General features: G+C 62.6%; 18 protein-coding genes. 3 read left to right on the top strand and 15 right to left on the bottom strand.

Annotated elements, in window-relative coordinates; translation table 11 throughout:
- Positions 1 to 161 precede the first annotated feature (161 nt).
- Together BTW08_RS03355 and BTW08_RS03350 are read left to right on the top strand one after the other, a co-directional pair.
- On the top strand, positions 162 to 716 hold the full coding sequence (locus BTW08_RS03355) for a sigma-70 family RNA polymerase sigma factor (protein ID WP_075561101.1): 555 nt from the start codon (positions 162 to 164) through the stop codon (positions 714 to 716).
- Positions 695 to 1402: an anti-sigma factor gene (locus BTW08_RS03350; protein WP_083627653.1), complete on the top strand. Its 708-nt coding sequence runs from the start codon at positions 695 to 697 to the stop codon at positions 1400 to 1402. Before BTW08_RS03355 ends, BTW08_RS03350 begins: the two co-directional genes overlap by 22 nt.
- A gap of 79 nt (positions 1403 to 1481) precedes the next feature.
- On the opposite strand, the gene folM is transcribed toward BTW08_RS03350, so the two are convergent.
- The 5 genes from folM to BTW08_RS03325 all read right to left on the bottom strand — a co-directional run bounded on the left by folM (position 1482) and on the right by BTW08_RS03325 (position 6826).
- Positions 1482 to 2180 carry a dihydromonapterin reductase gene (folM, locus tag BTW08_RS03345; protein ID WP_075561099.1) on the bottom strand — a complete coding sequence of 233 codons (699 nt, stop codon included), beginning with the start codon at positions 2178 to 2180 and terminating at the stop codon, positions 1482 to 1484.
- Positions 2177 to 3052, bottom strand: coding sequence for an NAD(P)H-flavin reductase (locus BTW08_RS03340; RefSeq protein WP_075561098.1), 876 nt, complete (start codon positions 3050 to 3052; stop codon positions 2177 to 2179). Before BTW08_RS03340 ends, folM begins: the two co-directional genes overlap by 4 nt.
- A gap of 20 nt (positions 3053 to 3072) precedes the next feature.
- Complete coding sequence (gene ubiD / locus BTW08_RS03335; RefSeq protein ID WP_075561159.1) at positions 3073 to 4590, bottom strand: 4-hydroxy-3-polyprenylbenzoate decarboxylase; 1518 nt, start codon at positions 4588 to 4590, stop codon at positions 3073 to 3075.
- A gap of 221 nt (positions 4591 to 4811) precedes the next feature.
- Complete coding sequence (gene rho, locus BTW08_RS03330; protein ID WP_075561097.1) at positions 4812 to 6071, bottom strand: transcription termination factor Rho; 1260 nt, start codon at positions 6069 to 6071, stop codon at positions 4812 to 4814.
- Positions 6072 to 6493: 422 nt separating this feature from the next.
- Positions 6494 to 6826, bottom strand: a complete 333-nt coding sequence (locus BTW08_RS03325) for a thioredoxin domain-containing protein (RefSeq protein WP_075561096.1) — start codon at positions 6824 to 6826, stop codon at positions 6494 to 6496.
- Between the two features lie 190 nt (positions 6827 to 7016).
- On the opposite strand from BTW08_RS03325, the gene BTW08_RS03320 reads away from it, so the two are divergent.
- Complete coding sequence (locus BTW08_RS03320; RefSeq protein ID WP_075561095.1) at positions 7017 to 8525, top strand: Ppx/GppA phosphatase family protein; 1509 nt, start codon at positions 7017 to 7019, stop codon at positions 8523 to 8525.
- A 7-nt stretch (positions 8526 to 8532) separates the two neighbouring features.
- Here the strand turns inward: BTW08_RS03320 and tilS are convergent, their stop codons facing one another.
- The 10 genes from tilS to bamA form a co-directional block, all read right to left on the bottom strand.
- The gene (gene tilS, locus BTW08_RS03315) at positions 8533 to 9798 is read right to left on the bottom strand and encodes a tRNA lysidine(34) synthetase TilS (protein WP_075561094.1); all 1266 of its coding nucleotides are present in this window, start codon (positions 9796 to 9798) and stop codon (positions 8533 to 8535) included.
- Positions 9799 to 10058: 260 nt separating this feature from the next.
- A complete protein-coding gene (locus BTW08_RS03310; RefSeq protein ID WP_075561093.1) occupies positions 10059 to 11015 on the bottom strand; it encodes an acetyl-CoA carboxylase carboxyltransferase subunit alpha in 957 nt (318 codons plus the stop codon).
- A gap of 140 nt (positions 11016 to 11155) precedes the next feature.
- Positions 11156 to 14665 (bottom strand): DNA polymerase III subunit alpha, encoded by a 3510-nt coding sequence (dnaE, locus tag BTW08_RS03305; RefSeq protein WP_075561092.1) that lies wholly within the window; start codon positions 14663 to 14665, stop codon positions 11156 to 11158.
- A gap of 217 nt (positions 14666 to 14882) precedes the next feature.
- Positions 14883 to 15506, bottom strand: coding sequence for a ribonuclease HII (rnhB, locus tag BTW08_RS03300; protein ID WP_075561091.1), 624 nt, complete (start codon positions 15504 to 15506; stop codon positions 14883 to 14885).
- Positions 15507 to 15517: 11 nt separating this feature from the next.
- Positions 15518 to 16684, bottom strand: a complete 1167-nt coding sequence (lpxB, locus tag BTW08_RS03295; protein WP_075561090.1) for a lipid-A-disaccharide synthase — start codon at positions 16682 to 16684, stop codon at positions 15518 to 15520.
- A gap of 116 nt (positions 16685 to 16800) precedes the next feature.
- Entirely contained in the window at positions 16801 to 17568 is a 768-nt protein-coding gene (gene lpxA / locus BTW08_RS03290; RefSeq protein ID WP_075561089.1) for an acyl-ACP--UDP-N-acetylglucosamine O-acyltransferase, read from the bottom strand.
- Positions 17565 to 18008: a 3-hydroxyacyl-ACP dehydratase FabZ gene (gene fabZ / locus BTW08_RS03285; protein WP_075561088.1), complete on the bottom strand. Its 444-nt coding sequence runs from the start codon at positions 18006 to 18008 to the stop codon at positions 17565 to 17567. Before fabZ ends, lpxA begins: the two co-directional genes overlap by 4 nt.
- A gap of 206 nt (positions 18009 to 18214) precedes the next feature.
- On the bottom strand, positions 18215 to 19255 hold the full coding sequence (gene lpxD / locus BTW08_RS03280; protein WP_075561087.1) for a UDP-3-O-(3-hydroxymyristoyl)glucosamine N-acyltransferase: 1041 nt from the start codon (positions 19253 to 19255) through the stop codon (positions 18215 to 18217).
- A gap of 22 nt (positions 19256 to 19277) precedes the next feature.
- Positions 19278 to 19781 carry an OmpH family outer membrane protein gene (locus tag BTW08_RS03275; protein WP_075561086.1) on the bottom strand — a complete coding sequence of 168 codons (504 nt, stop codon included), beginning with the start codon at positions 19779 to 19781 and terminating at the stop codon, positions 19278 to 19280.
- Positions 19782 to 19871: 90 nt separating this feature from the next.
- Positions 19872 to 22211 carry an outer membrane protein assembly factor BamA gene (gene bamA, locus BTW08_RS03270; RefSeq protein ID WP_245392202.1) on the bottom strand — a complete coding sequence of 780 codons (2340 nt, stop codon included), beginning with the start codon at positions 22209 to 22211 and terminating at the stop codon, positions 19872 to 19874.
- Positions 22212 to 22328 lie beyond the last annotated feature (117 nt).

Below are 22328 nucleotides of genomic sequence, written 5' to 3'. Positions count from 1 at the left end.
CAGAGAGTCTTCAAGTAAGTCGTGGCTCTATCCTAACGTTCCGACGCGTTTTGACAAGTCTTTTGAAGCGACGGGCTATCCCAACGCCATCCAGGCTTTACTTGTTCGACCCCGTTGGCGAGACTGTTGGACAAGAAAAAGAAAGCCTTTCAAGGAACTCCATGGCCTACCCGCCTCATGAAGTGCTGATCGACAATCTCCACGCCAGCGCCCGCGGCGATGGTCTTGCTTTCGAGAAACTCTATCGCGCGACCAGTCCGCATCTATACGCGCAGCTGCTGCGTATCGTACGTCAGGAAGCCGCCGCCCAGGACTGCCTGCAACTGGTCTACCTGCGTGTCTGGCAGGTGGCGGGTCAGTACGACGCCTCGCGGGCGCGACCGATGACCTGGCTATCGACGTTGACGCGTAATATCGGAATCGACTGGCTCAGACGCCAGCGCCCGCAGGAGGCGGACGGCGATGCCATCATCGATACCTTGCCGGGCGACTCCGACGTCGAGAGCGAGAGCGATATCAATCAGCAGGCAGAAACCCTGCAGCAGTGCCTGACCGAATTGACCACGCAACAGCGGCAGGCGCTGGAGCTGGCGTTTTTCGAAGGACTGACCCACCACGATCTGGCGTCACATCTGACCAAACCGCTGGGAACCGTCAAGAGCTGGGTCCGGAGAGGCCTCGAGAGGTTGAAGGAATGCATGACACGTTTGGCTTGAACGATCCCGACGAGCGCGAGATGGCAGCCGGAGAATACGTTCTCGGCACGCTGGATCGCGACCAGCGCGCCGAATTCGAAGCGCTGCTGGCGGTCAGCCCGGGGCTACAGCACAGCGTGGATGCGTGGCGCGAGCACTTGCAGCTGCTCAACCAGCAGCTGGAGCCCGTCAAACCACCTTCGCAGCTGTGGTCCGGTATCGCCACGCGGCTGGGACTCAAGACCGGCCTGCTGCAACGGCTCGGGTTCTGGCGCGCATTCAGCGGTCTCGCGACTGCCGCGGCGCTGGCGCTTGCCTTACTGACATTGGCGCCGAAGGAGTCGGGCATGATGCCGGGCGAGTACGTGTTCGTGATCAATCAGCCCAGCGGCCAGACGGCGTGGATTCTCAACGCCACCCTCGACGGCAAGATGATGGTGCAGGCGGTATCGCCGGATCCGATGCCCGAAGGCAAGGGTGGCGAGCTGTGGATGATGGAAAATGGCACGCCGGTTTCGCTGGGCATGCTGCCGACTCAGGGCGAAGCGACCATGCAGCTGCCCACCAAGATGCTGGGCCTGATGAAAACCGCCGACTTCGCCGTCAGCATGGAGCCCAGCGCCGGGGCGCCGGGCGGCAAGCCGTCAGGGCCGGTGATCGACGAAGGCAAGCTGATTCAGATCCGCAGTAACACCGTGTCGCTGTAGCGAGGCGGCGCGGTCACCGTGGCCGCCTGGTGAAGGGACGGGACGGCCGCCGCGGTCTCGACGCAGCGATACGCGCTCGTCAGCCGAGGTGGCGACCGCCATCCACCGCGACGGTGGTGCCGGTGACGAAATCGTTGTCGAGGAGATAGCGCAGCGTCTGATAAACGACCCCTGGCCCCGGTACCCGCTGATCGCTGTCGATGCCTTCATCGCCATTGAGCATGACCAGGCCCGGCGCTATCGCATTGACCTGAATTCGGGGCGCAAACTGTACCGCAAACGACCGGGTCAGACTCTCGAGCCCCGCCTTGGTGGCAGCATATGCCGCCTGTCCCGCCGCTCCACGCGCCGCCCCATGCCGAACGATGCTGTCGGTGATATGCACGATGTCGCACTGAGGCTCCTGACACGCTTCCAGCAGATCTCTGGCGTGCAGGTTGATCAGATACGGCGCCTGCATGTGGACCCGAAACAGTCGCTCCAGCGTCTCCCCCGCCGCCGCCGGCTCGGGATCCGACAGCCACTCACTCGCATTGTGAATGATGGCGCGCAGGCTGGCGGTAGTCTCGCGCAGCCGGGCGATAAAATCGTGTATACCCGCTTCGCTGGCGAAATCCGCCGCCAGCGTCACAGCCCCTCGCTGGCGTAACGCCTCCAGCGTATCGCGCTCGCGGCGATAGGTGACGATGACCGGGTGACCGTCGTCGAGCAGGCGCTCGGCACAGTGACGCCCCAAGCGTTGAGCGCCACCGGTAATCAGGATCGGAGACTGGCTCATGGCTCTCTCTTCTTGGATGCTTCACCCTTCTTCGATGCCGCGCCCTTGTTCGATGCTGCGCCCTGTTCCGATGTCGCGTGCGCCTCGCCCGGCGTCAGTGGCGGCTGGGTCGGGTCCCCCTCGGGCAGCGGCAGAAAGGGCACCCGTGGGGCATAGCTGAAGACGTCCGAATGCACCTGATGTTCCGCGAGACCCAATGGCGCCAGGGTGTCGACGCAGGCATAGACCATGCCCGGTGAACCGGCGATGTAGATCTCGAGGCCCGTGAGTGTCTCGAACGCTGCCGCCAGCGCCTCGTCGATACGCCCGCGATGCCAGTGAATGCCCGGCAGCGCTTCGAACTCGGTCTCCGCCGCCTCGACCACCGCATGAAAATGGACGTGCGAATACGTCTGAGCCCATTGCCGCGCCAGGGATTCGGCATATAGGTCGCGCCGCTCGCGCACCGCCCACCAGATCGAGATGTCTCTCTCGGGGTTCTCGGCCAATGCCGCTTCGACGATCGCCTTGAGCTGGGCAAAGCCGGTGCCGGCCGCGATCAGCAACAGCGGCTGCCCGCCTCCCGCCGGCAGAAAACAGTCTCCACTAGGGAGCCGCACCGACAATCGATTGCGATGGGTCAGCAACTCGCGCAGTCTCGCCGAGTGGGTGCGCTCCGGCCAGTGCTGGATATGCAGCTCCAACTGACCCTCACCATTGTCGGCGCAGGCAATCGAAAAAGGCACCCAGGTGCCTTCATGCAACTCCAGTTCCAGATATTGGCCCGGCGCATGGCTGATCGCCTCGACCCGCCCCTCGAGTACGACCCGAAATACGTCGGGGGTCAGGTCTTCGACCGTTTCCACCTGGCAGGTCAATGTCCTGATCGTCATGTCCACTTCACTACTTGCCGTCATGCCGCCCCATCTTTGCTCGAGGTTCCCGTTCGCGCCGACGGCGCCGCGATATCGATACCGTAGCTCTCCCACCGCTCATCGACGCGCGACTTGACAGCCGGGTCCATGACGATGGGTTCGCCCCACTCGCGAGTGGTCTCGCCCGGCCACTTATTGGTGGCATCCAGCCCCATCTTGGAGCCCAGCCCCGCGGTCGGCGAAGCGAAATCAAGATAGTCGATGGGCGTATTCTCGACCAAGACCGTGTCGCGGGCCGGATCCATGCGCGTGGTGATGGCCCAGATCACATCTTCCCAGTTGCGCGCATCGACATCGTCATCCAGCACGATCACGAACTTGGTATACATGAACTGGCGTAGAAAACTCCAGACCCCCATCATCACTCGCTTGGCGTGACCGGGATACTGCTTCTTCATGGTCACGACCGCCATCCGATAGGAACAGCCCTCCGGCGGCAGATAGAAATCGACGATCTCGGGAAACTGCTTGCGCAGAATCGGCACGAACACTTCATTGAGCGCCAATCCCAGCACGGCGGGCTCATCCGGCGGGCGACCAGTGTAGGTCGAATGATAGATCGGATCGCGACGATGGGTGATGCGCTCGACGGTGAACACGGGGAAGTTCTCGACTTCATTGTAATACCCGGTGTGATCGCCATAGGGCCCTTCGGGCGCCATGTCATCCGGATAAATGAAGCCTTCCAGCACGATCTCGCTCGATGCCGGCACTTCCAGATCGGCGTGACCGCACTTGACCAGCTCGGTGCGCGAGCCGCGCAGCAGCCCGGCGAACGCGTATTCGGAAAGCGTATCCGGTACCGGCGTCACCGCCCCGAGAATCGTTGCCGGATCGGCGCCCAGCGCCACCGCCACGGGAAACGGCTCCCCCGGGTGCGCCTGCTGCCACTCGCGGAAATCGAGCGCGCCACCGCGGTGGCTCAACCAGCGCATGATCAGCCGATTCCGGGAGAGCTTCTGCTGGCGATAGATGCCCAGGTTCTGGCGCGTCTTGTGCGGCCCCTTGGTCACGACCAGCGCCCAGGTCACCAGCGGTGCCACATCGCCCGGCCAGCAGTGCTGAATCGGCAGGCGATCCAGGTCGACGTCCTCGCCCTCGAACACGACCTGCTGACAGGGCGCCGAACGCACCGTCTTCGGCCCCATGCTCATGACCTGCTTGAAGATCGGCAGCTTGTCCCAGGCATCCTTGAGCCCCTTGGGCGGGTCCGGCTCCTTCAGGAAAGCCAGCAGCTTGCCGACCTCCTGCAGCGCCTCGACGCTCTCCTGCCCCATGCCCAAAGCGACGCGTTCGGGGGTCCCGAACAGGTTGCCCAGCACCGGCATCTCGCTGCCCTTGACGTTCTCGAACAGCAGTGCGGGACCGCCGGCGCGCAGCGTGCGATCACAGATCTCGGTGATCTCCAGATACGGGTCCACCTCGACACTGACACGCTTCAACTCACCACGCTGCTCCAGCGCCGCGATGAAATCCCGCAAATCGTGATATTTCATGACGTTGCCCGTATCCACTATCCAAGAACGCAAAAAGGGCAGCATAACATGCTGCCCTCCATTTTCTGCTTTGCCCCGAATATCTCACGAAGCGTTGAAAGTTGGCTGAGCGAACGAAGATGAGACAAGGCGGAAAATCGCGAAAGTGCGGAATTTACTGGAGTAAATGAGCAGCTTGAGCGATTTTCCAACGCAGTGTCATCGAGTGCAGCCAGCCAGAATCAACGTCTTTTCATGGCTTCGAAGAATTCAAGATTGGTCTTGGTATCCTTGAGACGATCGATCAGGAACTCCGTCGCCGCCACATCGTCCATCGGATTGAGCAGCTTGCGCAGGATCCACATCCGCTGCATTTCTTCCTCGGAGGCGATCAGATCCTCGCGACGCGTACCGGAACGACGAATGTTGAAGGCCGGGTAGACGCGGCGCTCGGCCAGCTTGCGGTCGAGGTGGGCTTCCATGTTGCCGGTACCCTTGAACTCCTCGAAGATCACTTCGTCCATCTTCGAGCCGGTATCGACCAGCGCCGTGGCGATGATGGTCAGACTGCCGCCCTCTTCGATGTTACGCGCCGCACCGAAAAAGCGCTTGGGCTTCTCGAGCGCATGGGCGTCGACACCACCGGTCAGCACCTTGCCGGAAGACGGCACCACGGTGTTGTAGGCACGCGCCAGACGAGTGATGGAGTCGAGCAGAATGACCACGTCCTTCTTGTGCTCGACCAGACGCTTGGCCTTCTCGATGACCATCTCGGCGACCTGAACGTGGCGTGCCGGCGGCTCGTCGAAGGTCGAGGCCACGACTTCACCACGCACCGTCCGTGACATTTCCGTCACTTCCTCGGGGCGCTCGTCGATCAGCAGCACGATCATGTGACATTCGGGATTGTTGCGCGTGATCGACGCCGCGATGTTCTGAAGCATCAAGGTCTTGCCGGCCTTGGGCGGCGACACGATCAGGCCGCGCTGGCCCTTGCCGATCGGTGACGTGAGGTCGATCACGCGAGCGGTGATGTCCTCGGTGGAGCCATTGCCGATCTCCATCGGCAGACGTTCCTGCGGGAACAACGGCGTCAGGTTCTCGAACAGGATCTTGTGCTTGGCGTTTTCCGGCTTGTCGAAGTTGATCTCGTTGACTTTCAACAGCGCGAAGTAGCGCTCGCCTTCTTTCGGCGGACGGATCTTGCCGGATATCGAGTCGCCCTTGCGCAGATTGAAACGACGAATCTGCGACGGCGAGACATAGATGTCGTCGGGGCCAGCCAGATAGGAAGAATCCGCGCTACGCAGGAAACCGAAACCGTCCTGCAGAATCTCCAGGACGCCATCGCCGTAGATGTCTTCGCCGCTCTTGGCGTGCTTCTTCAGGATGGCGAAGATGATGTCCTGCTTGCGCGAGCGAGCCAGATTATCGATACCCATTTCACGGGCGATATCCAGCAGTTCAGGAACGGATTTTTGCTTGAGTTCGGTTAGATTCATGAGTTCGTCAAAGATGGCTCGTGTCGCAGGCAATGACTTTTGCCGAGATAGAAAAGGAGGACAAGAGGCGGTCGATTCAGACGCCGCGCGGCGCGTTCAGTCGTCCCAGGGGTCATACATTTCGCATGGCCTCTCGGCGCTACGTCGAAACAGGCCGGGTACCGACTTGCCATGTCGCGAGGATGCCGGGAGAGCGATTTGATTCGCCTGCAATCTCACGGAAAGAGTCATCCGGGAGCGTTGTCACTGTCCAAAGATCGAAACTGGCCGATGATTGGGACTGGGATTGACTGACGACTTGGGGGACCGCGAGGCGGTCGAGAAGCATTCGGAACAGGTGAACGTCCAGATGGTAGACAAGCTATCTGCCGAAAGCAAGCCCCCCAATAGCGACCGTGTACGGCCATCGCCAACGGGTTCGATCAATTGCGCGTACTTTCTTCGCCGATTTGCAACAGCTGCGCTTCCGACAGTGCACCAACCCGTGTGAGCCGGGGCTCGCCCTCGATGAACAGGATCAGCGTCGGCGTCCCCTTGACCCCGTATCGCTCGGCCAGTGCCGGTTCACGATCGACATCGACCACGCCCACCGCCAGATCACGAATCGGCCCTGCTGGCGCGGAGGAGAGGCGGGACAGCAAGGTCTCGCAGGGCTGACACCAGTCGGCGACGAAAACCGCAAGCCACGGTATGGCCCGTTCCTCGCGTTGACGCTCGAAAGCCTCGTTATCCAGATGGCGTCGCTGTGGTTGCATGAACTCGTGTCTCTATCGATGGACATCCCGCTGTCGCCAGCATGCCCGCCGCGCGGGCGATTGACAAGGCCGGACGCCCCCCGCAATCTTGGCCCATCCAGCGCTGTCGCAGCGTTCGCCGAGAACGCTGCACAATCGGACGACACGCCGCAGCCACCCATTTCATGACCGTTTTCGAGGACGCCACGCCATGAGCGGGAAGTCGACCGCCAACGACGAAACGCGGCGCCTGGCCGCGATCGATCTCGGCTCCAACAGCTTCCACCTGCTGGTCGCCAACTATCAAGACGGCCAGCTTCAGGTCGTCGCCAAGATGGGTGAGAAAGTCCAGCTCGCCGCCGGCCTCGACGCGGACGAGAACTTCACCGACGCAGCCATGGCGCGAGCCCTGGCCTGCCTGGAGCGTTTCGCGCCTTTTCTCGACGGCGTCCCTGCCGCCAACCTGCGAATCGTCGGTACCAACGCACTGCGTGCGGCCTACAACGCCCGCCAGTTGATCGATCGCGCCGAGGCGCTGATCGGCCATCCGATCGAGATCATCGGCGGACGTGAAGAAGCGCGCCTGATCTATCTGGGCGCGGCGCACGCGCTCGCCGAGGTTCACGGCCGACGCTTGATCGTCGATATCGGTGGCGGTTCCACCGAATTCATCATCGGCGAGGACTTCGAGCCCCAGGCGCTGGAAAGTCTTCACATGGGCTGCGTCGCTTATACCGGCACGTTTTTCGCCAACGGCGATATCAGCGAGAAGCGCTTTCGGCGCGCCGAGATGGCGGCGATGTCCGAACTGGCCAATATCCAGCGACATTACTGCCAGCTGGGCTGGCAGGATCCGATCGGTTCCAGCGGTACAATCAAGGCGGCGGCCGCCGTCATCGGCGCCAGGGGCGATGGCGATGCCACGCTGATCGAGCGCGACGCACTGATGAAGCTGCGCAAGACCCTGATCGGTTTCGGCAATCTGGACAAGGTCGCGATGGACGGCCTGAAGGAAGATCGCGCGCGGGTGTTTCCCGCCGGCGTCGCGATTCTGTGTGCCGTATTCGAAGCCTTCGACCTCAAGCGCATGCGCTACTCCGATGGCGCGCTGCGCGAAGGCGTGCTGTTCGATCTAATCGGCCGTAGCACGCCCGAGGATTCCCGGCGGCATAGCATCGAATCCCTGATGCGACGCTACAGCGTCGAGACGGCCCACGCCGACCACGTGGCGCAGAGCGCCATGGCGGCTTTCGATCAGGTCCGCGATGGCTGGTCGCTGAGTGAAGAGCAGCGTCTGTTCCTGTTCTGGGCGGCCCAGGTACACGAAATTGGTCTGGCAATCTCCCATAGCCAGTTCCATCGCCATGGCGCCTACCTGCTCGAGTATTCCGATTTGACCGGTTTCTCCCGCCCCGAGCAACAGGCGCTGGCGTTTCTGGTTCGAGCTCATCGGCGTAAATTCGCGCAGAAGGAGCTCGAAGCGCTGCCCGATGCCGTACAGCTCACCTACCAGCGGCTGGCGCGGCTCTTGCGGCTCGCCGTGATGCTCAATCACGCTCGCCCGGAACAGGCCCCCGTCGACTTCCAACTAATCTGCGACGGCGACAATCTGCATTTGCGGCTGCCCGACGCCAAGCCTCAGGCACTGCTGCTCAACGATCTCGAACAGGAAGCCGCCTTTCAACAGAGTGCCGGACTGACGCTGACATACAGCCCGTGACGTCGATCTAGCGCGTCTGACACCAGCCTTGCGCTGACGCAACGCCGAGCACCGCTACCAGTTCGTCGCCAAACCACACCAGTGGCAGGCGACCCCGCTGCCACGGCGGGACGCCGGCTTCCTGCAGCAGACGCTTGAGATCGCGCCTGCCACGCCCGGCCAGACAGAGACGTTCGCCGCCCTGGCGCAGGCCGACCCGCAGCGACATTGTCGCGCCACCTCGAGCCGGCCGTAGCACCCAACAGTAGTGTCCCCAGGGTGTTTCCAGCGACGAGACGCCATCCCAGGTCGTCTGCCAGGACAGATCGATCGGTGGCTGGGGCGCCAGCAAGTAGAGATGATTCCGCCATAGCCGGGCTTCGCCCCCGGCCCAGACAAGCGATGGCAGACGGTCAACCGCTGCCGTGGTCAGCTGACGTTCGAGCTCGACCAGGCGTGCCGCCGGCGGCGTCGGCAAGCTCAGGCGCTCGAGCGCGTGACGAATCAGCAGGCGTCGACGCGAAGAGACAAGCCCGCGCAGCGTCGACAGCCGCAGGCAGCCGGGATCGCCCCCCGCCTCAGCCAGGTCGATCTCGGCCAGCTGTCCCAGCAGCTCGTCGGTCTCCTGCAGATGACCGGCGCTTCGTGCCAGTGCCTCGGCAGCGCCTGGCCAGCGTTGTCGCAACGGTGCCAGCACGCGGTGACGCAGATAGTTGCGATCGAACCTTACCTCGGCGTTGGTGGGATCTTCGCACCATGCCACGCCACGGCGTGCCGCCTCCCGTGCCAGCTCGGATCGCGCCAGACCCAGCCAGGGACGCTCGACGGCGAGGCCTCGCCACTGACGCACTACAGGCATGCCCGCCAGGCCACGTACGCCGCTGCCACGAAGCGTCGCCAGCAGGAGCGTTTCGGCCTGGTCGTCGGCATGCTGCGCCAGCCAGAGGCGGTCACCGGTAGAGAGATGACGGGAAAATGCCTGATAACGCGCGTCGCGGGCGGCGGCCTCGATTCCTTGCCCCGCCGGGCTGACGGTAACCGAGGCAACGACCAGTGATACGGCCAGCGAATCGCACAGCTCGCGACAGTGGCTTTCGAAGTCGCCCGCCGCCGCCTGCAGATCGTGATTGACGTGAATCGCCCGCAGATCGACGCCGCGCTGGCGCGCCAGCGGTGCCGCCACGCTCAGCAGCAGAGAAGAGTCGAGACCACCGGAGAGTGCCACCCAGACGACACGCCCCGACACATGACGTGCCAGGGCTCTATCAATGAGATCTTCGAGGGAAGGTCGCACGGCGGACTCCTACGTGCTGCGGCAATGATGCTAGGCCTCGAAAATAGAGCGAGATTCTCTTGGGAACTTGACGATCTAGAGGGCTCGCCCCGAGCGAAGCCCCACAAGACGAAAACCGGCGAGGCAGCGGAGTTAACGTGGGTGTCAATGAGCATGCCAAGCCGGTATGACTCGCTACGCTCGCCCGCCGGGCCGGCCTTCGGCCGCTGTCTTTGCTGCGCTCCGACTCAACGCCGTGTGGGCGAGCGCAGGAAGAGCCGTCAAGCGGCTGGAGCGCCGTAACTCATCAGGCGCTGATACCGGCGCTCCAGCAGCGTCTCGGTATCCATCGCCCGCAACCGATCGAGACTGCCCGTCAACGCGTCCTTGACCCGATCGGCCGTCTTGCGCGGATTGCGATGCGCGCCACCCAGCGGCTCGTCGATCAGCGAATCCACGAATCCGAGCTCTTTCAGACGCGAGGCGGTGATACCCATCGCGTGAGCCGCTTCAGAGGCCTTGTCGGCGCTCTTCCACAGGATCGAGGCGCAACCCTCCGGCGAGATCACCGAATAGGTGGAGTATTGCAGCATCTGCAGCTCGTCGCAGACGCCGATGGCAAGCGCTCCGCCGGAGCCGCCCTCTCCGATCACGGTGGCAATGATCGGCGTTTTCAGCCGCGACATCACCGCCAGATTGTAGGCGATCGCTTCGGATTGCCCACGCTCCTCGGCATCGATACCGGGATAGGCGCCGGGCGTGTCGATGAAAGTCAGTACCGGCATCTTGAAGCGCTCGGCCGTCTCCATCAGTCGGCACGCCTTGCGATACCCTTCAGGCCGTGGCATGCCGAAGTTGCGCCGCACTTTCTCTTTGACGTCACGCCCCTTCTGGTGGCCGATGACCATCACTGGCTTGTCGTCGAGACGTGCCACGCCACCGACCAGAGCGGCGTCGTCGGAGAAATGACGATCGCCATGCATCTCGTCGAAATCGGTAAAGACGCTGGCGAGATAGTCGAGCGTGTAGGGGCGCTGAGGATGCCGCGACAGCTGCGTCACCTGCCAGGCGGTCAGATCGCGAAAGATCTGTTCGGTGAGTTTACGGCTCTTCTCTTCGAGCTTGCCGATCTCGTCACTCAGGCTGATGCGGCTATCGTTACCGACCAGACGCAGTTCTTCGATCTTGGCCTGGAGTTCGGCAATCGGTTGTTCAAAGTCTAGATAGTTGGGATTCATAGAGCTTCTACTGTGATCCTGGCAGGCTTCGATTTCTGAAACAGAGCGGATTTCTGAAACACGGGCGACTGGCGTGCCGCGAAACGAACTATTATCGCACCTTCATGCGTGTTCGCAAGGAGGCACCCTACCGCCACACGTTAGCCACCCCGATAGCGAAGCGCGACTTTTTCGTAACCTTCGACGCCGCGAAGCGCGGTCATCAGTTCATCGCTGGGGGAGACCTTCCAGTTCGGCGCCAGCTCGAAACAGCCGCTGGCCTCGGCATTACGGTAGCGCACCCGCACCGGCAGACCGGAGTCGCTCAACCATGGCGAGAGGCTATCGTGCAGGGATCGAGAGAACCGGCCGTTGAGCTGAGCACCGTCGACGCAGAGCTCGACCGCTTCACCGAAGCGGGCACGGGCGTCGGCCATCAGCGTGATGTCCTTGCTGCGCAGACGCAGGCCACCGGAGTAGTCGTCGCTGGACACTTCCCCCTCGACGATCAGCACCTGCTCGGCCGTCAGCTGCCCGCGGACCTGATCGTACATCTCGCCGAACAGCGAGGCCTCGATCCGCCCGGTGCGGTCATCCAGCGTGAGGAAAGCCATGGTATCGCCACGCTTCGATTTCATGGTGCGCATTGCCACCACCAGCCCGGCCACGCGCTGCGGCTCGCGGGAGGGCTTGAGATCGACGATCCGGGTCGCCACGAAGCGCTTCAGCTCGTGTTCGTACTCGTCGATCGGGTGGCCGGTGAGATAGAGGCCAAGGGTATCCTTCTCCCCGGCCAGACGCTCCTTGTCGCTCCAGTCGCGGGCATGGCGATAGTCAGCGTAGATGTCGCCATCGTCGACGGGCTCGGCGAAAGCCTCGCCAAACATGTCGATCATGCCCAGGTTCTGGTTGGTCTGGTTCTGCGATGCGGCCTTGATCGCGGCCTCCAGAGAAGCCGCCAGCACCGCACGCGACGGGCCCAGCGTATCCACCGCGCCAGAGCGAATCAGCGCTTCGAGGGTGCGCTTGTTCATGCGCTTGCCGTCGATGCGACGACAGAAGTCGAACAGGTCCGTGAACTCGCCGCCCGCCTCGCGCGCTTCGACGATAGCGCCGATCGGCCCCTCGCCGACGCCGCGAATCGCGCCGAGCCCGTAAACGACCTGACCGCTCTCGTCGACGGTGAATTTGTAAGCACCGACATTGACGTTCGGCGGCGTCACCGTCAGCCCGAGATGCCGGCACTCCTCGATCAGCGGCACGACCTTGTCGAGGTTGTCCATCTCGGTGGAGAGCACCGCGGCCATGAACGGGCCGGGATAATGTGCCTTGAGCCAGGCGGTCTGGTACGACACCAGGCCATAGGCCGCCGAGTGCGACTTGTTGAAGCCGTAACCGGCGAACTTTTCCACCAGATCGAACAGGTTGCCGGCCAGATTCTTGTCGATGCCATTGTCGGCACAGCCGTCCATGAAGCCCTGGCGCTGCTTGGCCATCTCCTCCGGCTTCTTCTTGCCCATGGCGCGGCGCAGCATGTCGGCCTGGCCGAGCGTGTAGCCGGCCAGCACCTGGGCGATCTGCATCACCTGTTCCTGATACAGGATGATGCCGTAGGTCGGTTCCAGCACCGGCTTGAGCAGTTCGTGCTGATAATCGGCACTGGGATAGGCGAGCTCGGCGCGGCCATGCTTGCGGTTGATGAAGTCGTCCACCATGCCCGACTGCAGCGGACCGGGACGGAACAGCGCCACCAGCGCGATCATGTCCTCCAGCGAATCCGGCTGCAGGCGTTTGATCAGCTCTTTCATGCCGCGGGATTCGAGCTGGAAGACCGCGGTGGTCTCGGCCTTCTTGAGCATGTCGAAGGTCGGCTTGTCGTCCAGCGGGATGGTGCTGATATCGAGCGGGCCCACATCGTCGCGGGCGCGCACTACATCGACCATTTCCAGCGCCCAGTCGATGATTGTCAGCGTACGCAGGCCGAGAAAGTCGAACTTGACCAGCCCGGCGTCCTCGACGTCGTTCTTGTCGAACTGCACCATCAGGCCAGAGCCATCCGGGTCGCACAGCAGCGGCGAGAAGTCGGTCAGCTTGGTCGGCGCGATCACCACGCCGCCCGCGTGCTTTCCGGTGCCGCGCGTGATGCCCTCGAGCTTGAGTGCCATCTCCCAGATTTCGGCGGCTTCCTCGTCGTACTCGAGATACTCCTTGAGCTGCGGCTCCTGTTCGATCGCCTTGGCCAGCGTCATACCGACCTCGAACGGGATCAACTTGGAGAGCTTGTCGCCCATCGAGTAGGGCTTGCCCTGGGCACGCGCCACGTCACGCACCACCGCCTTGGCGGCCATGGTACCGAAGGTGACGATCTGCGAGACCGCATCACGGCCGTAGCGATTGGCCACGTAGTCGATGACCCGATCGCGTTTCTCCATGCAGAAATCGACGTCGAAGTCGGGCATCGACACCCGCTCGGGGTTGAGGAAGCGTTCGAACAGCAGATCGTATTCCAGCGGGTCGAGATCGGTGATCTTGAGCACGTAAGCGACCAGCGAGCCCGCCCCGGAGCCGCGTCCCGGCCCCACCGGGATGTCGTTGTCCTTGGCCCACTGGATGAAGTCCATCACGATCAGGAAGTAACCGGGGAACCCCATCTTGAGGATGATATCGAGCTCGAAGTCGAGCCGCTCGCGGTAGGCGGGCTCGTGCTCGGCCAGCGAGCGGCCCGGATAGATCGGCGTGTCGCCCGCGAACAACGTGTTCAGGCGGTCGGTGAGGCCGTCATGGGAAATCTTGCGGAAGAATTCGTCCTGGGTCAGCCCCTCGGGGATCGGATATTCGGGCAGGAATATCTCGCCCAGGCGCACGCTGGCGCTGCAGCGCGCCGCGATCATGACGCTGTTTTCCAGCGCCTCGGGCACGTCGGCGAAAAGCTCGGCCATCTCTTCCGGGGTCTTGAGATACTGCTCTTCGCTGTAGCGTCGTTCGCGCCGAGGATCTTCCAGCGCCTTGCCCTCGCCGATCGAGACGCGCGTCTCGTGGGCCCAGTAGTCCTCACGCTGGAGAAAGCGCACGTCGTTGGTCGCCACCACCGGCGTACCGCTCTCGCCTGCCAGCCTGACCGAATGGTGCACGCACTCCTCGTCGTACTGGCGACCGGTACGCTGCAGCTCCAGGTAGAAACGGCCGGGAAAGTGCCGGCACCACTCCTCCAGCAGCTGGCGCGCGGTGTCGATATGCTCGGCGATCAGAAAGCGTCCGATCTCGCCTTCGCGGGCGCCGGAAAGAGCAATCAGCCCTTCGCTCTGCTCGAACACCCAGGACTTGTCGAGGATCGCCATGTTCTGGCGCTGGCCCTCGGTCCAGGCCCGTGAGATCAGCTCGGTCAGATTGCGGTAGCCGGTATCGTTCATCGCCAGCAGGGTCAGACGATAGGGATGGCTCTCGTCGTGGGCGTTGTGTAGCCACAGGTCGGCACCGATAATCGGCTTGAGCCCGGCGCCCTGGGCGGCCTTGTAGACCTTGACCAGGCCGAACAGGTTGGTGTCGTCGGTCACGGCCACCGCCGGCATGCCGGTCTCGGCCGTGGCCTTGATCAGCGGCTTGAGGCGGACCAGGCCATCGACCAGGGAGTATTCGCTGTGGACACGAAGGTGAACGAAAGGTGTTGTCATGACGAACTCGAGTCAGGCGGCGAATGAATTCAGACGTTGGGTACAGGATTCCGGCGTGCTAGCGGGCACCGGATGACAGACGACGACAGCGTCCGGCGATGCGAGACGATCAGCATGCCTAAACGTCCCACCGGCCACAATGGGCGACTGACCGCCAGAATCGCCCAGCCGAACCGCCCAGCCGAATCGCTCAGCTCGATTCTAACAGGCCCGCCGGCTACACCGGCATCAGCCATTCGCGAACCGGCGCGAAGGAGCAGCGATGTTCCGTCAGCGGGCCGAGCCGCGCCAGCGCATCGAGATGCTCCGGCGTCGAGTAGCCCTTGTGACGACAGAAACCATAATCCGGATGACGCGCATCCAGCGCCATCATCTGCGCGTCGCGGGCTACCTTGGCCACGATCGACGCCGCACTGATCGCCGGATGGCGCAGATCGCCCTTGATCACGGCCTGCCCCGGACAGTCATGGCCGGGCAACCGATTGCCGTCGATGAGCAGATATTCGGCCGGGATCGGCAGCGCGTCGATCGCCCGTCGCATCGCCAGGTGCGTGGCGTGATAGATGTTGAGCGAATCGATCTCCCGCGGAGACGCCTCGCCAATCGCGAACGCCAGCGAGCGCTCGCGGACCTGCAGATCGAAAGCCTCGCGGCGAGCGGCACTGAGACATTTGGAGTCGGTCAGACCCTCGATCGGCCGGGCCGGGTCCAGGATCACGGCGGCGGCTACCACCGATCCCACCAGCGGCCCTCGACCGACCTCGTCGACGCCGGCGATCAGGTGTCCATCGTACTCGATGATGATCTCCGGCCAGACGGTTGTCGAAGACTTCGATGGCATGGCTTCCCTCGTCAAACGCTTTCGGGCTGGACGTCCAGCGTCCCGTGCTCGGCCAGCGAGGTCACGGCTGTGGCGGCTCGCTCGCTGGCGCCGCGCTGCAGCTCGGCGTGCAGGCCGGCGAAACGACGCTCCAGCTCCAGGCGTAGAGATTCGTCCTCGAACCAGGGCAGCAGTGTCTCGACCAGCGACTCGGGAGTCGCTGCCTCCTGAATCAGCTCGGGCACAAGGGTCTCCTGGGCGATCAGATTGGGCAGCGAGATCCAGCGCGTCTTGACCAGCCGCTGCGCCAGCCAGTAGGTCGCCGGCGCCATGCGGTAGGCGACCACCATCGGCCGATGGCAGAGCATGGTCTCCAGGGCGGCGGTGCCGGAGGTCAGCAGCACCGCATCGGCGGCGGTCATCACCTCACGCGAGCGCCCCTCGACGATCAGCGTCTCGGCAGCGAGATCCGGAAACTGTTCGAGCAACGCCTCGAGCTCGCGGTGTCGTTCCGGCGATGCCGCCGGGATCGCCACCTGCAGCGCGCCGAGACGCTGGCGCAGCGCGGATGCCGCGCGCAGGAACATCTCCCCCTGAAACCGAATTTCGTTGCTGCGCGAACCCGGCAGCACCGCCAACGTCGGCACCCCTGGGGCGAGTCCGAGCGCGTCGCGGGCCGCCGCTCGATCGTTGACCAGCGGCATCTCGTCGGCCAGCGGATGGCCGACGTAGGCGACCGGCACCCGGTGCTCGGCATAGAAATCGGCTTCGAACGGCAGGAAGGTCAGCATCCCGTCGACCGCCTTGGCGATCGTCTTGACCCTGCCCTGCCGCCAGGCCCAGACCGACGGGCTGACATAGTGCGCGGTGCGAATGCCGTGATCGTGCAGTTGACGCTCGAGGTCGAGATTGAAGTCCGGCGCGTCGATGCCCACCATGATATCGGGCCGCCAGGCCAGCGCGTCACGCTTGAGATGACGGCGAATCTTGATCAGTCCCGGGAGATGCTTCAGCACCTCGACCAACCCCATGACCGACAGGGTCTCCAGCGGGTAGAGCGACTCGAGCCCCTGCGCCTGCATGCGCGGCCCGCCGATGCCTCGAAACTCGATCCCCGGGTGGCGCCGTTTCAGTGCCTGCATCAAACCGGCACCGAGGATGTCCCCGGAGAGCTCGCCCGCCACCAGATAGACGCGCATACGCCGGCTCCTGTGAAAAAGGTCAGATTGGATAACCGGCGGCCCGAAACCTCACAGGCAAGGCCCGACTAGTAGTCGTTAGTAGCCAATAGTCGCCAGGCCAGGCCAGATGACGTCTAGCGCGTGATACCGCGCTTGGAGGATCTCAGCGAGTCGACGAAGCGGCGCGTCTCGTCGAGCGAGAAGCGACTCTCGATTTCGCTGATGGCCTGCTCGAGCGTCAGCCCCTTGCGGTAGACCAGGCGATAGCTTTCACTCAGCGCGCGCACGGCTTCCTCCGAGAAGCCCCGGCGCCTCAGGCCGGTCGAATTCAGGCCATGGGCGGCGGCCGGGTTGCCGTTGATCATGATGAAAGCGGGAATGTCCTTCGAGATGATCGAACCGCCGCCCGCCATGGAATGTTCCCCCATGTGGGCGAACTGATGAATGGCCGAAAGCCCACCCATGATCGCGAAATCACCCAGCGTCACGTGACCGGCCAGGGTGGCCTGGTTGGCGAGAATGCAGTCGTTGCCGATCAGACAGTCGTGGCCGACGTGAGAATAGGCCATGAACAGATTACGGTGTCCGATCGTGGTGACGCCGCGATCCTGAATCGTGCCGCGGTGGATCGTCACGCTTTCGCGCACGACATTGTCGTCGCCCATTTCGAGCCGGGTCGACTCTCCGGCGTACTTCTTGTCCTGGCAGTCTTCGCCGACCGACGCGAACTGGAAGATCCGGTTACGCTTGCCGAGACGAGTCGGACCCTTGATCACCACGTGCGGTCCGATCACGCAGCCGGCGTCGATCTCGACGTCGGGGCCGATCACGCTGAAGGGACCGACTTCGACGTCATCGGCCAGACGGGCGGTGGGGTCGACGATGGCGGAGGGATGGATCAAGCGATTTTCCTCTCGGCACAGATGATTTCGGCTTCGCAGGCGAGCTCACCGCCGACCGTGGCACGGCAGGCAAACTTCCAGATGCCCCGCTTGCCCTTGATGACATTGGCTTCGAGTCGCAGCTGATCGCCCGGCATGACCGGACGCTTGAAACGCACGTTATCACTGCCGACGAGATAGTAGACGTAGCCATCGGCGGGCATCTTGTTGACGGTCTTGAAGCCTAAAATACCGCAGGCCTGGGCCAGGGCTTCGATGATCAGCACACCGGGCATGATCGGATGGTGCGGAAAGTGTCCGTCAAAGAAAGGCTCATTGATGCTGACGTTCTTGAGTGCAACGATCGACTCGCCCTGCGTGATTTCCATCACGCGATCTACCAGTAAAAACGGATAACGATGGGGTAGATACTCACGAACCTGGTTGATGTCCATTATCATCAATACGACCTCTAGAATAACGAAATGCCTGCCCTGGGCCTCGGCCAAAAACAGGACTGTGACCAAGGGCAGGACTCTGACCGAGGGCAGGCACCGGGCAGAAAAAGCGGGTTACCCGTGTGGGCGGGCATTATACAGGCGCACCTGACGACTGCCAGCCTTGCGGACACACGACCGAGATTGCCCGGGAACGGCGTCCAGAGCCGTCAAGTGTCGCGAATATCGCGTTCGAGACGCGTCAGACGCTTGGCGATCTCGTCGAGTTGCTTGAAGCGCACGGCGTTTCTTCGCCACTGACTATTCGACATCGAGCCCGTCCCCGAGGAATAAATACCGGGTTCGAGAATCGAGTTCGTGACCAGGCTCATGCCGGTAACCTGCACGCCGTCGGTCAGGGTCAGATGTCCGGAAAGCCCGACGCCGCCGCCCAGCAGGCAGTGGCGGCCGACCTTGGTGGACCCCGCGATACCCACGCAACCCGCCAACGCACTGTGATCACCGATCTGCACGTTATGGGCAATCTGAACCTGAGAATCGATCTTGACGCCATTGCCGATCAACGTATCGCCCAGTGCGCCACGGTCGATGCTGGAGCAGCTGCCAACTTCGACATCGTCGCCCAGAATGACACCCCCCAGCTGCGCGATCTTCTCCCACTGCTTGCCATCATGAGCGAAGCCGAAGCCGTCGCCGCCGATGACGCAGCCACTGTGGAGAATGGCGCGCTCGCCGACCAGCACGCCATGATAGAGCGTGACGTTGGCATGCAGTCGGGAGCCCGTGCCGATGCGAGTATCGGCACCGATAAAGGAGCCGGCGCCAACGACGCAGTCGTCGGCAATCTCGGCGCCGTCTTCGATGACACAGTAGGCGCCGACCTCGACTCGCTCACCGAGGGTTGCTGTCGGCGATACCGACGCCGTCGAGTGCACCCCGCGAGAGGGCTGATTGACCAGCGGATCGAACAGCCGCGACAGCTTGGCGTAACCCAGGTAAGGATTGTCCAGTTCCAGCCGCGGACAGGGGCAGCTCCCGCCGTGCGCGGGGTGGACCAGTACGGCGCCCGCATGCGTTTCTGCCAGATACTTGAGGTAAGCCCGGTTGGCGAGAAACGCCAGGTCCGTCGAACCGGCGTCGGTCAGCGTAGACAGCCCGCTGACACGCACATTGGCGTCACCGACCACGCGCGCATCTAGACGCTCGGCAAGCTCGCCGAGCGTGTAGGAGGTAGCAGCATCTCTGTTCATGAACGGGCGCCGGGTTGAACCATTATTTGAGCGAGTTGAATATCTTCGTCACTTCATCGGTGATATCGAGGCCATCACCGGAATAGACCACGGCATCACGGTCGATCACCATGTCCAGGTCATGCTCGTCGACGACGCGTTGGATCGCCTGATCGAGCTGGGGCTTGGCGCCTTTCAGATACTGCTGTTCGGCCTGCTTCTGCGCCTGGGATATCTGGCCCCGCAGCTCCTGGAACTTGCCACCCTTTTCGCGCAACTGCTGCGTCACCGAATTGCGCTCGGATTCGGACATCACGTCGCCGTCCTTCTGCAGCCGCTGCTGAAGCTTCTGCAGCTCTTGGCTCAGCGATTGCGCCTGCTGCTGCTGCGCACCAATACGGTTCTTCAGCTGATTCATCGACGCCTGAGCGGAATCGGATGACATCAAGGCTTCACGCCAGTCGAGCACGCCCACTTCCGTGGCCATGGCTGGCACGGAGACCATGGTCAACAAACCGAGTCCGAGAACTCCTGCGATCTTGCGCATGCGACATCTCCTTGGAATGAATCTGAATGACTATCTGGAAATTATCTGATCGAACTCACGGCACCGTCGAGGTGCCGTGATTCACTGATGCTAGAAGGTCTGCCCCAGCGAGAACTGGAACACCTGCGGATCGTCGCCATCTTCCTCGTTCAACGGCTTGGCTACGCTGAAGGTCAGCGGCCCCACCGGCGTCAGCCAGGAGAGCCCCAGGCCCACGCTGTAGCGCAGGTCGTCGAGACTGACACCGCTGTTACAGCTGGACGGGCCATCGCCGGGCACCACTTCGTAGCAGTCGGAGAGGAAGGTATTACCCCCGTCGAGGAAAATGCTGGTCTGCAGCGAACGGCGATCCTCGATCCACGGGAACGGATAGATCAGCTCCGCCGACCCTTCGACCAGGATGTTGCCACCCAGGGTGTCGTCGTCGCCATCGCCGCGCTTGGTGGTCTTCGGCCCCAGCGTATTCCCCGTGTAGCCGCGCACCGAGCCTAGGCCACCCGAGTAGAAGTTCTCGTAGAACGGATAAGGATCGTTGGACCCCAGGGTATCGGCATAGCCGAGATTGCTGCCGAACTTGAGCGACCAGTCCGGGTTGAGCTCGAACAGCTTCTGCCCGCGGTAACGCAGCTTGTAGTACTCCGCATCCGAACCCGGCAGCGCCGCTTCCAGCGAGACCCGCTGGTAGCTACCGGACGTCGGCATGATCCCGCGATTCAGGTTGTTGCGGGTCCAGCTCGCCGTTAGCTTGTAGTTGAAGAAGTCTTCGCCCTGGTCGTCGGTGTACTTGACGATTTCGGAAGGCGTGTCGTCGTAGGTATCGAGCGACAGATTCTCGAGCCCGACACCGAAGTTCAGCCGCGACAGATCGTTGATCGGATAACCGAAGTTGATGTTGCCGCCGTAGGAATCGGTCGAGTAGGTCGAGATATCGGAGTCTTCGTAATCGGTCTCGCGATAGAAGACGTTGTAGCCACGCGAGATGCCGTCGAGCGTCCAGTACGGGTCGGTGAAGCCGAAGTTGATATTGGTGAACGTATCGCTTCGCTGCGCGCCGATATTGACGCGGTTACCCGTGCCCAGGAAGTTGCTCTGGGACAGCGCCGCCCCGTAGATCACACCGGCGGTCTGCGAGAAACCGACGCTGGCCGAGATCGAACCCGACGGCTGCTCCTGAACGTTGTAGGTCACGTCCAGTTGGTCGGGCTCACCGGCGACCGGGCGGGTGTCGACATCGACCTGCTTGAAGAAGCCGAGACGTTCGAGCCGCTGCCGCGATTGGGAGATCTGGTCGGTAGAAGCCGGCGCGCCTTCCATCTGCACCATTTCGCGTCGCAGCACTTCATCCTGGGTCGTGGTATTGCCTTCGAAGTTGATCCGGCGCACGTAAGCGCGACGCCCCGGATCGACGCGGAAGGTGATATCGACGGTATCGCCCGCGTCATCGACGGTAGGCACCGCCTTGATGTCGGCGAAGGCAAAACCCTCTGCACCCAGTTTCTGGCGCAACGCTTCCGAGGATTCGGTCAGCTTGCTCTGGGAGAAATACTCACCCGGCTTGGCAGTCACCAACGAACGTGCGGTCGACTCGTCGATTTTCAGATCGCCATCGAAGTTGATCTTGTCGAGCTTGTAACGCTTGCCCTCGTCGACGTTGATGGTGACGAAGATTCGTGACTTGTCCGGGCTGATCGACACCTGGGTCGAGGTGATGGCGAAGTTGACGTAGCCCCGGTCGAGATACCAGGAGCGCAGCGTTTCCAGATCGCCGGAAAGCGCCTCGCGGGAGTATTCGTCGTCGGAGAACCAGCCGAAGAACCAGCCGGGCTTGTCCTCGAGCTGGAACAGGTCGCTCAGGGTGCCATCGTCGTAGGCCTCGTTGCCGACGACGTTGATCTGGCGAATCTTGGCGACTTCACCTTCGTTGATATTGATGTTGACGCGGACACGGTTGCGCTCGAGCTGCTCGACGGAGGTCTTGATGTTCGAGCTGTAACGCCCCTGGGACTGATAGAGACGCTCCAGCTCGCGCTGCATCTCTTCGAGCGTCGAGCGCTGCAGAACCTGACCCTCGGCGAGGCCGGCATCGGTCAGACCCTTGCGCAGATCGTCATCGGAAATCTGGGAGTTGCCGTCGATGTTGATCTCGGCGATGGACGGCCGCTCGACCACGTTGACGATCAGCACGTCACCGTCACGGGAGAGCCGAATGTCGTCGAACAATCCGGTATCGAACAGTTTCTGAGCCGCCTGGCCCAATTGCTGATCGTCTACCGACTGGTCGGCACTGACGGGGAAAGCGTTGAAAACGGATGCGGCCGAGACGCGCTGCAGCCCCTCTACACGAATATCCGAAATCTCAAAAGGTGCTGCCAGCGCAACGGGAGAGCTGGCCAGCAGTAGTCCTGCCAATCCGATGGTCTTGAGTTTCATTCAATCAGTCGCTTCTGTGGGGTCTGCCCGCGTATCGAACAGGCACCTTATACATTTCTCCCTACGACTGACAAGCGCATTGCTCGCCATGCCCGGGGTCTTTCCATGCGCCACCAC

This window comes from Salinicola sp. MH3R3-1, assembly GCF_001937155.1.
Lineage (GTDB): Bacteria > Pseudomonadota > Gammaproteobacteria > Pseudomonadales > Halomonadaceae > Salinicola > Salinicola halophyticus.
Note: the sequence above shows the minus strand (reverse complement) of the source record. Positions and strands in the feature narration are given on the sequence as shown.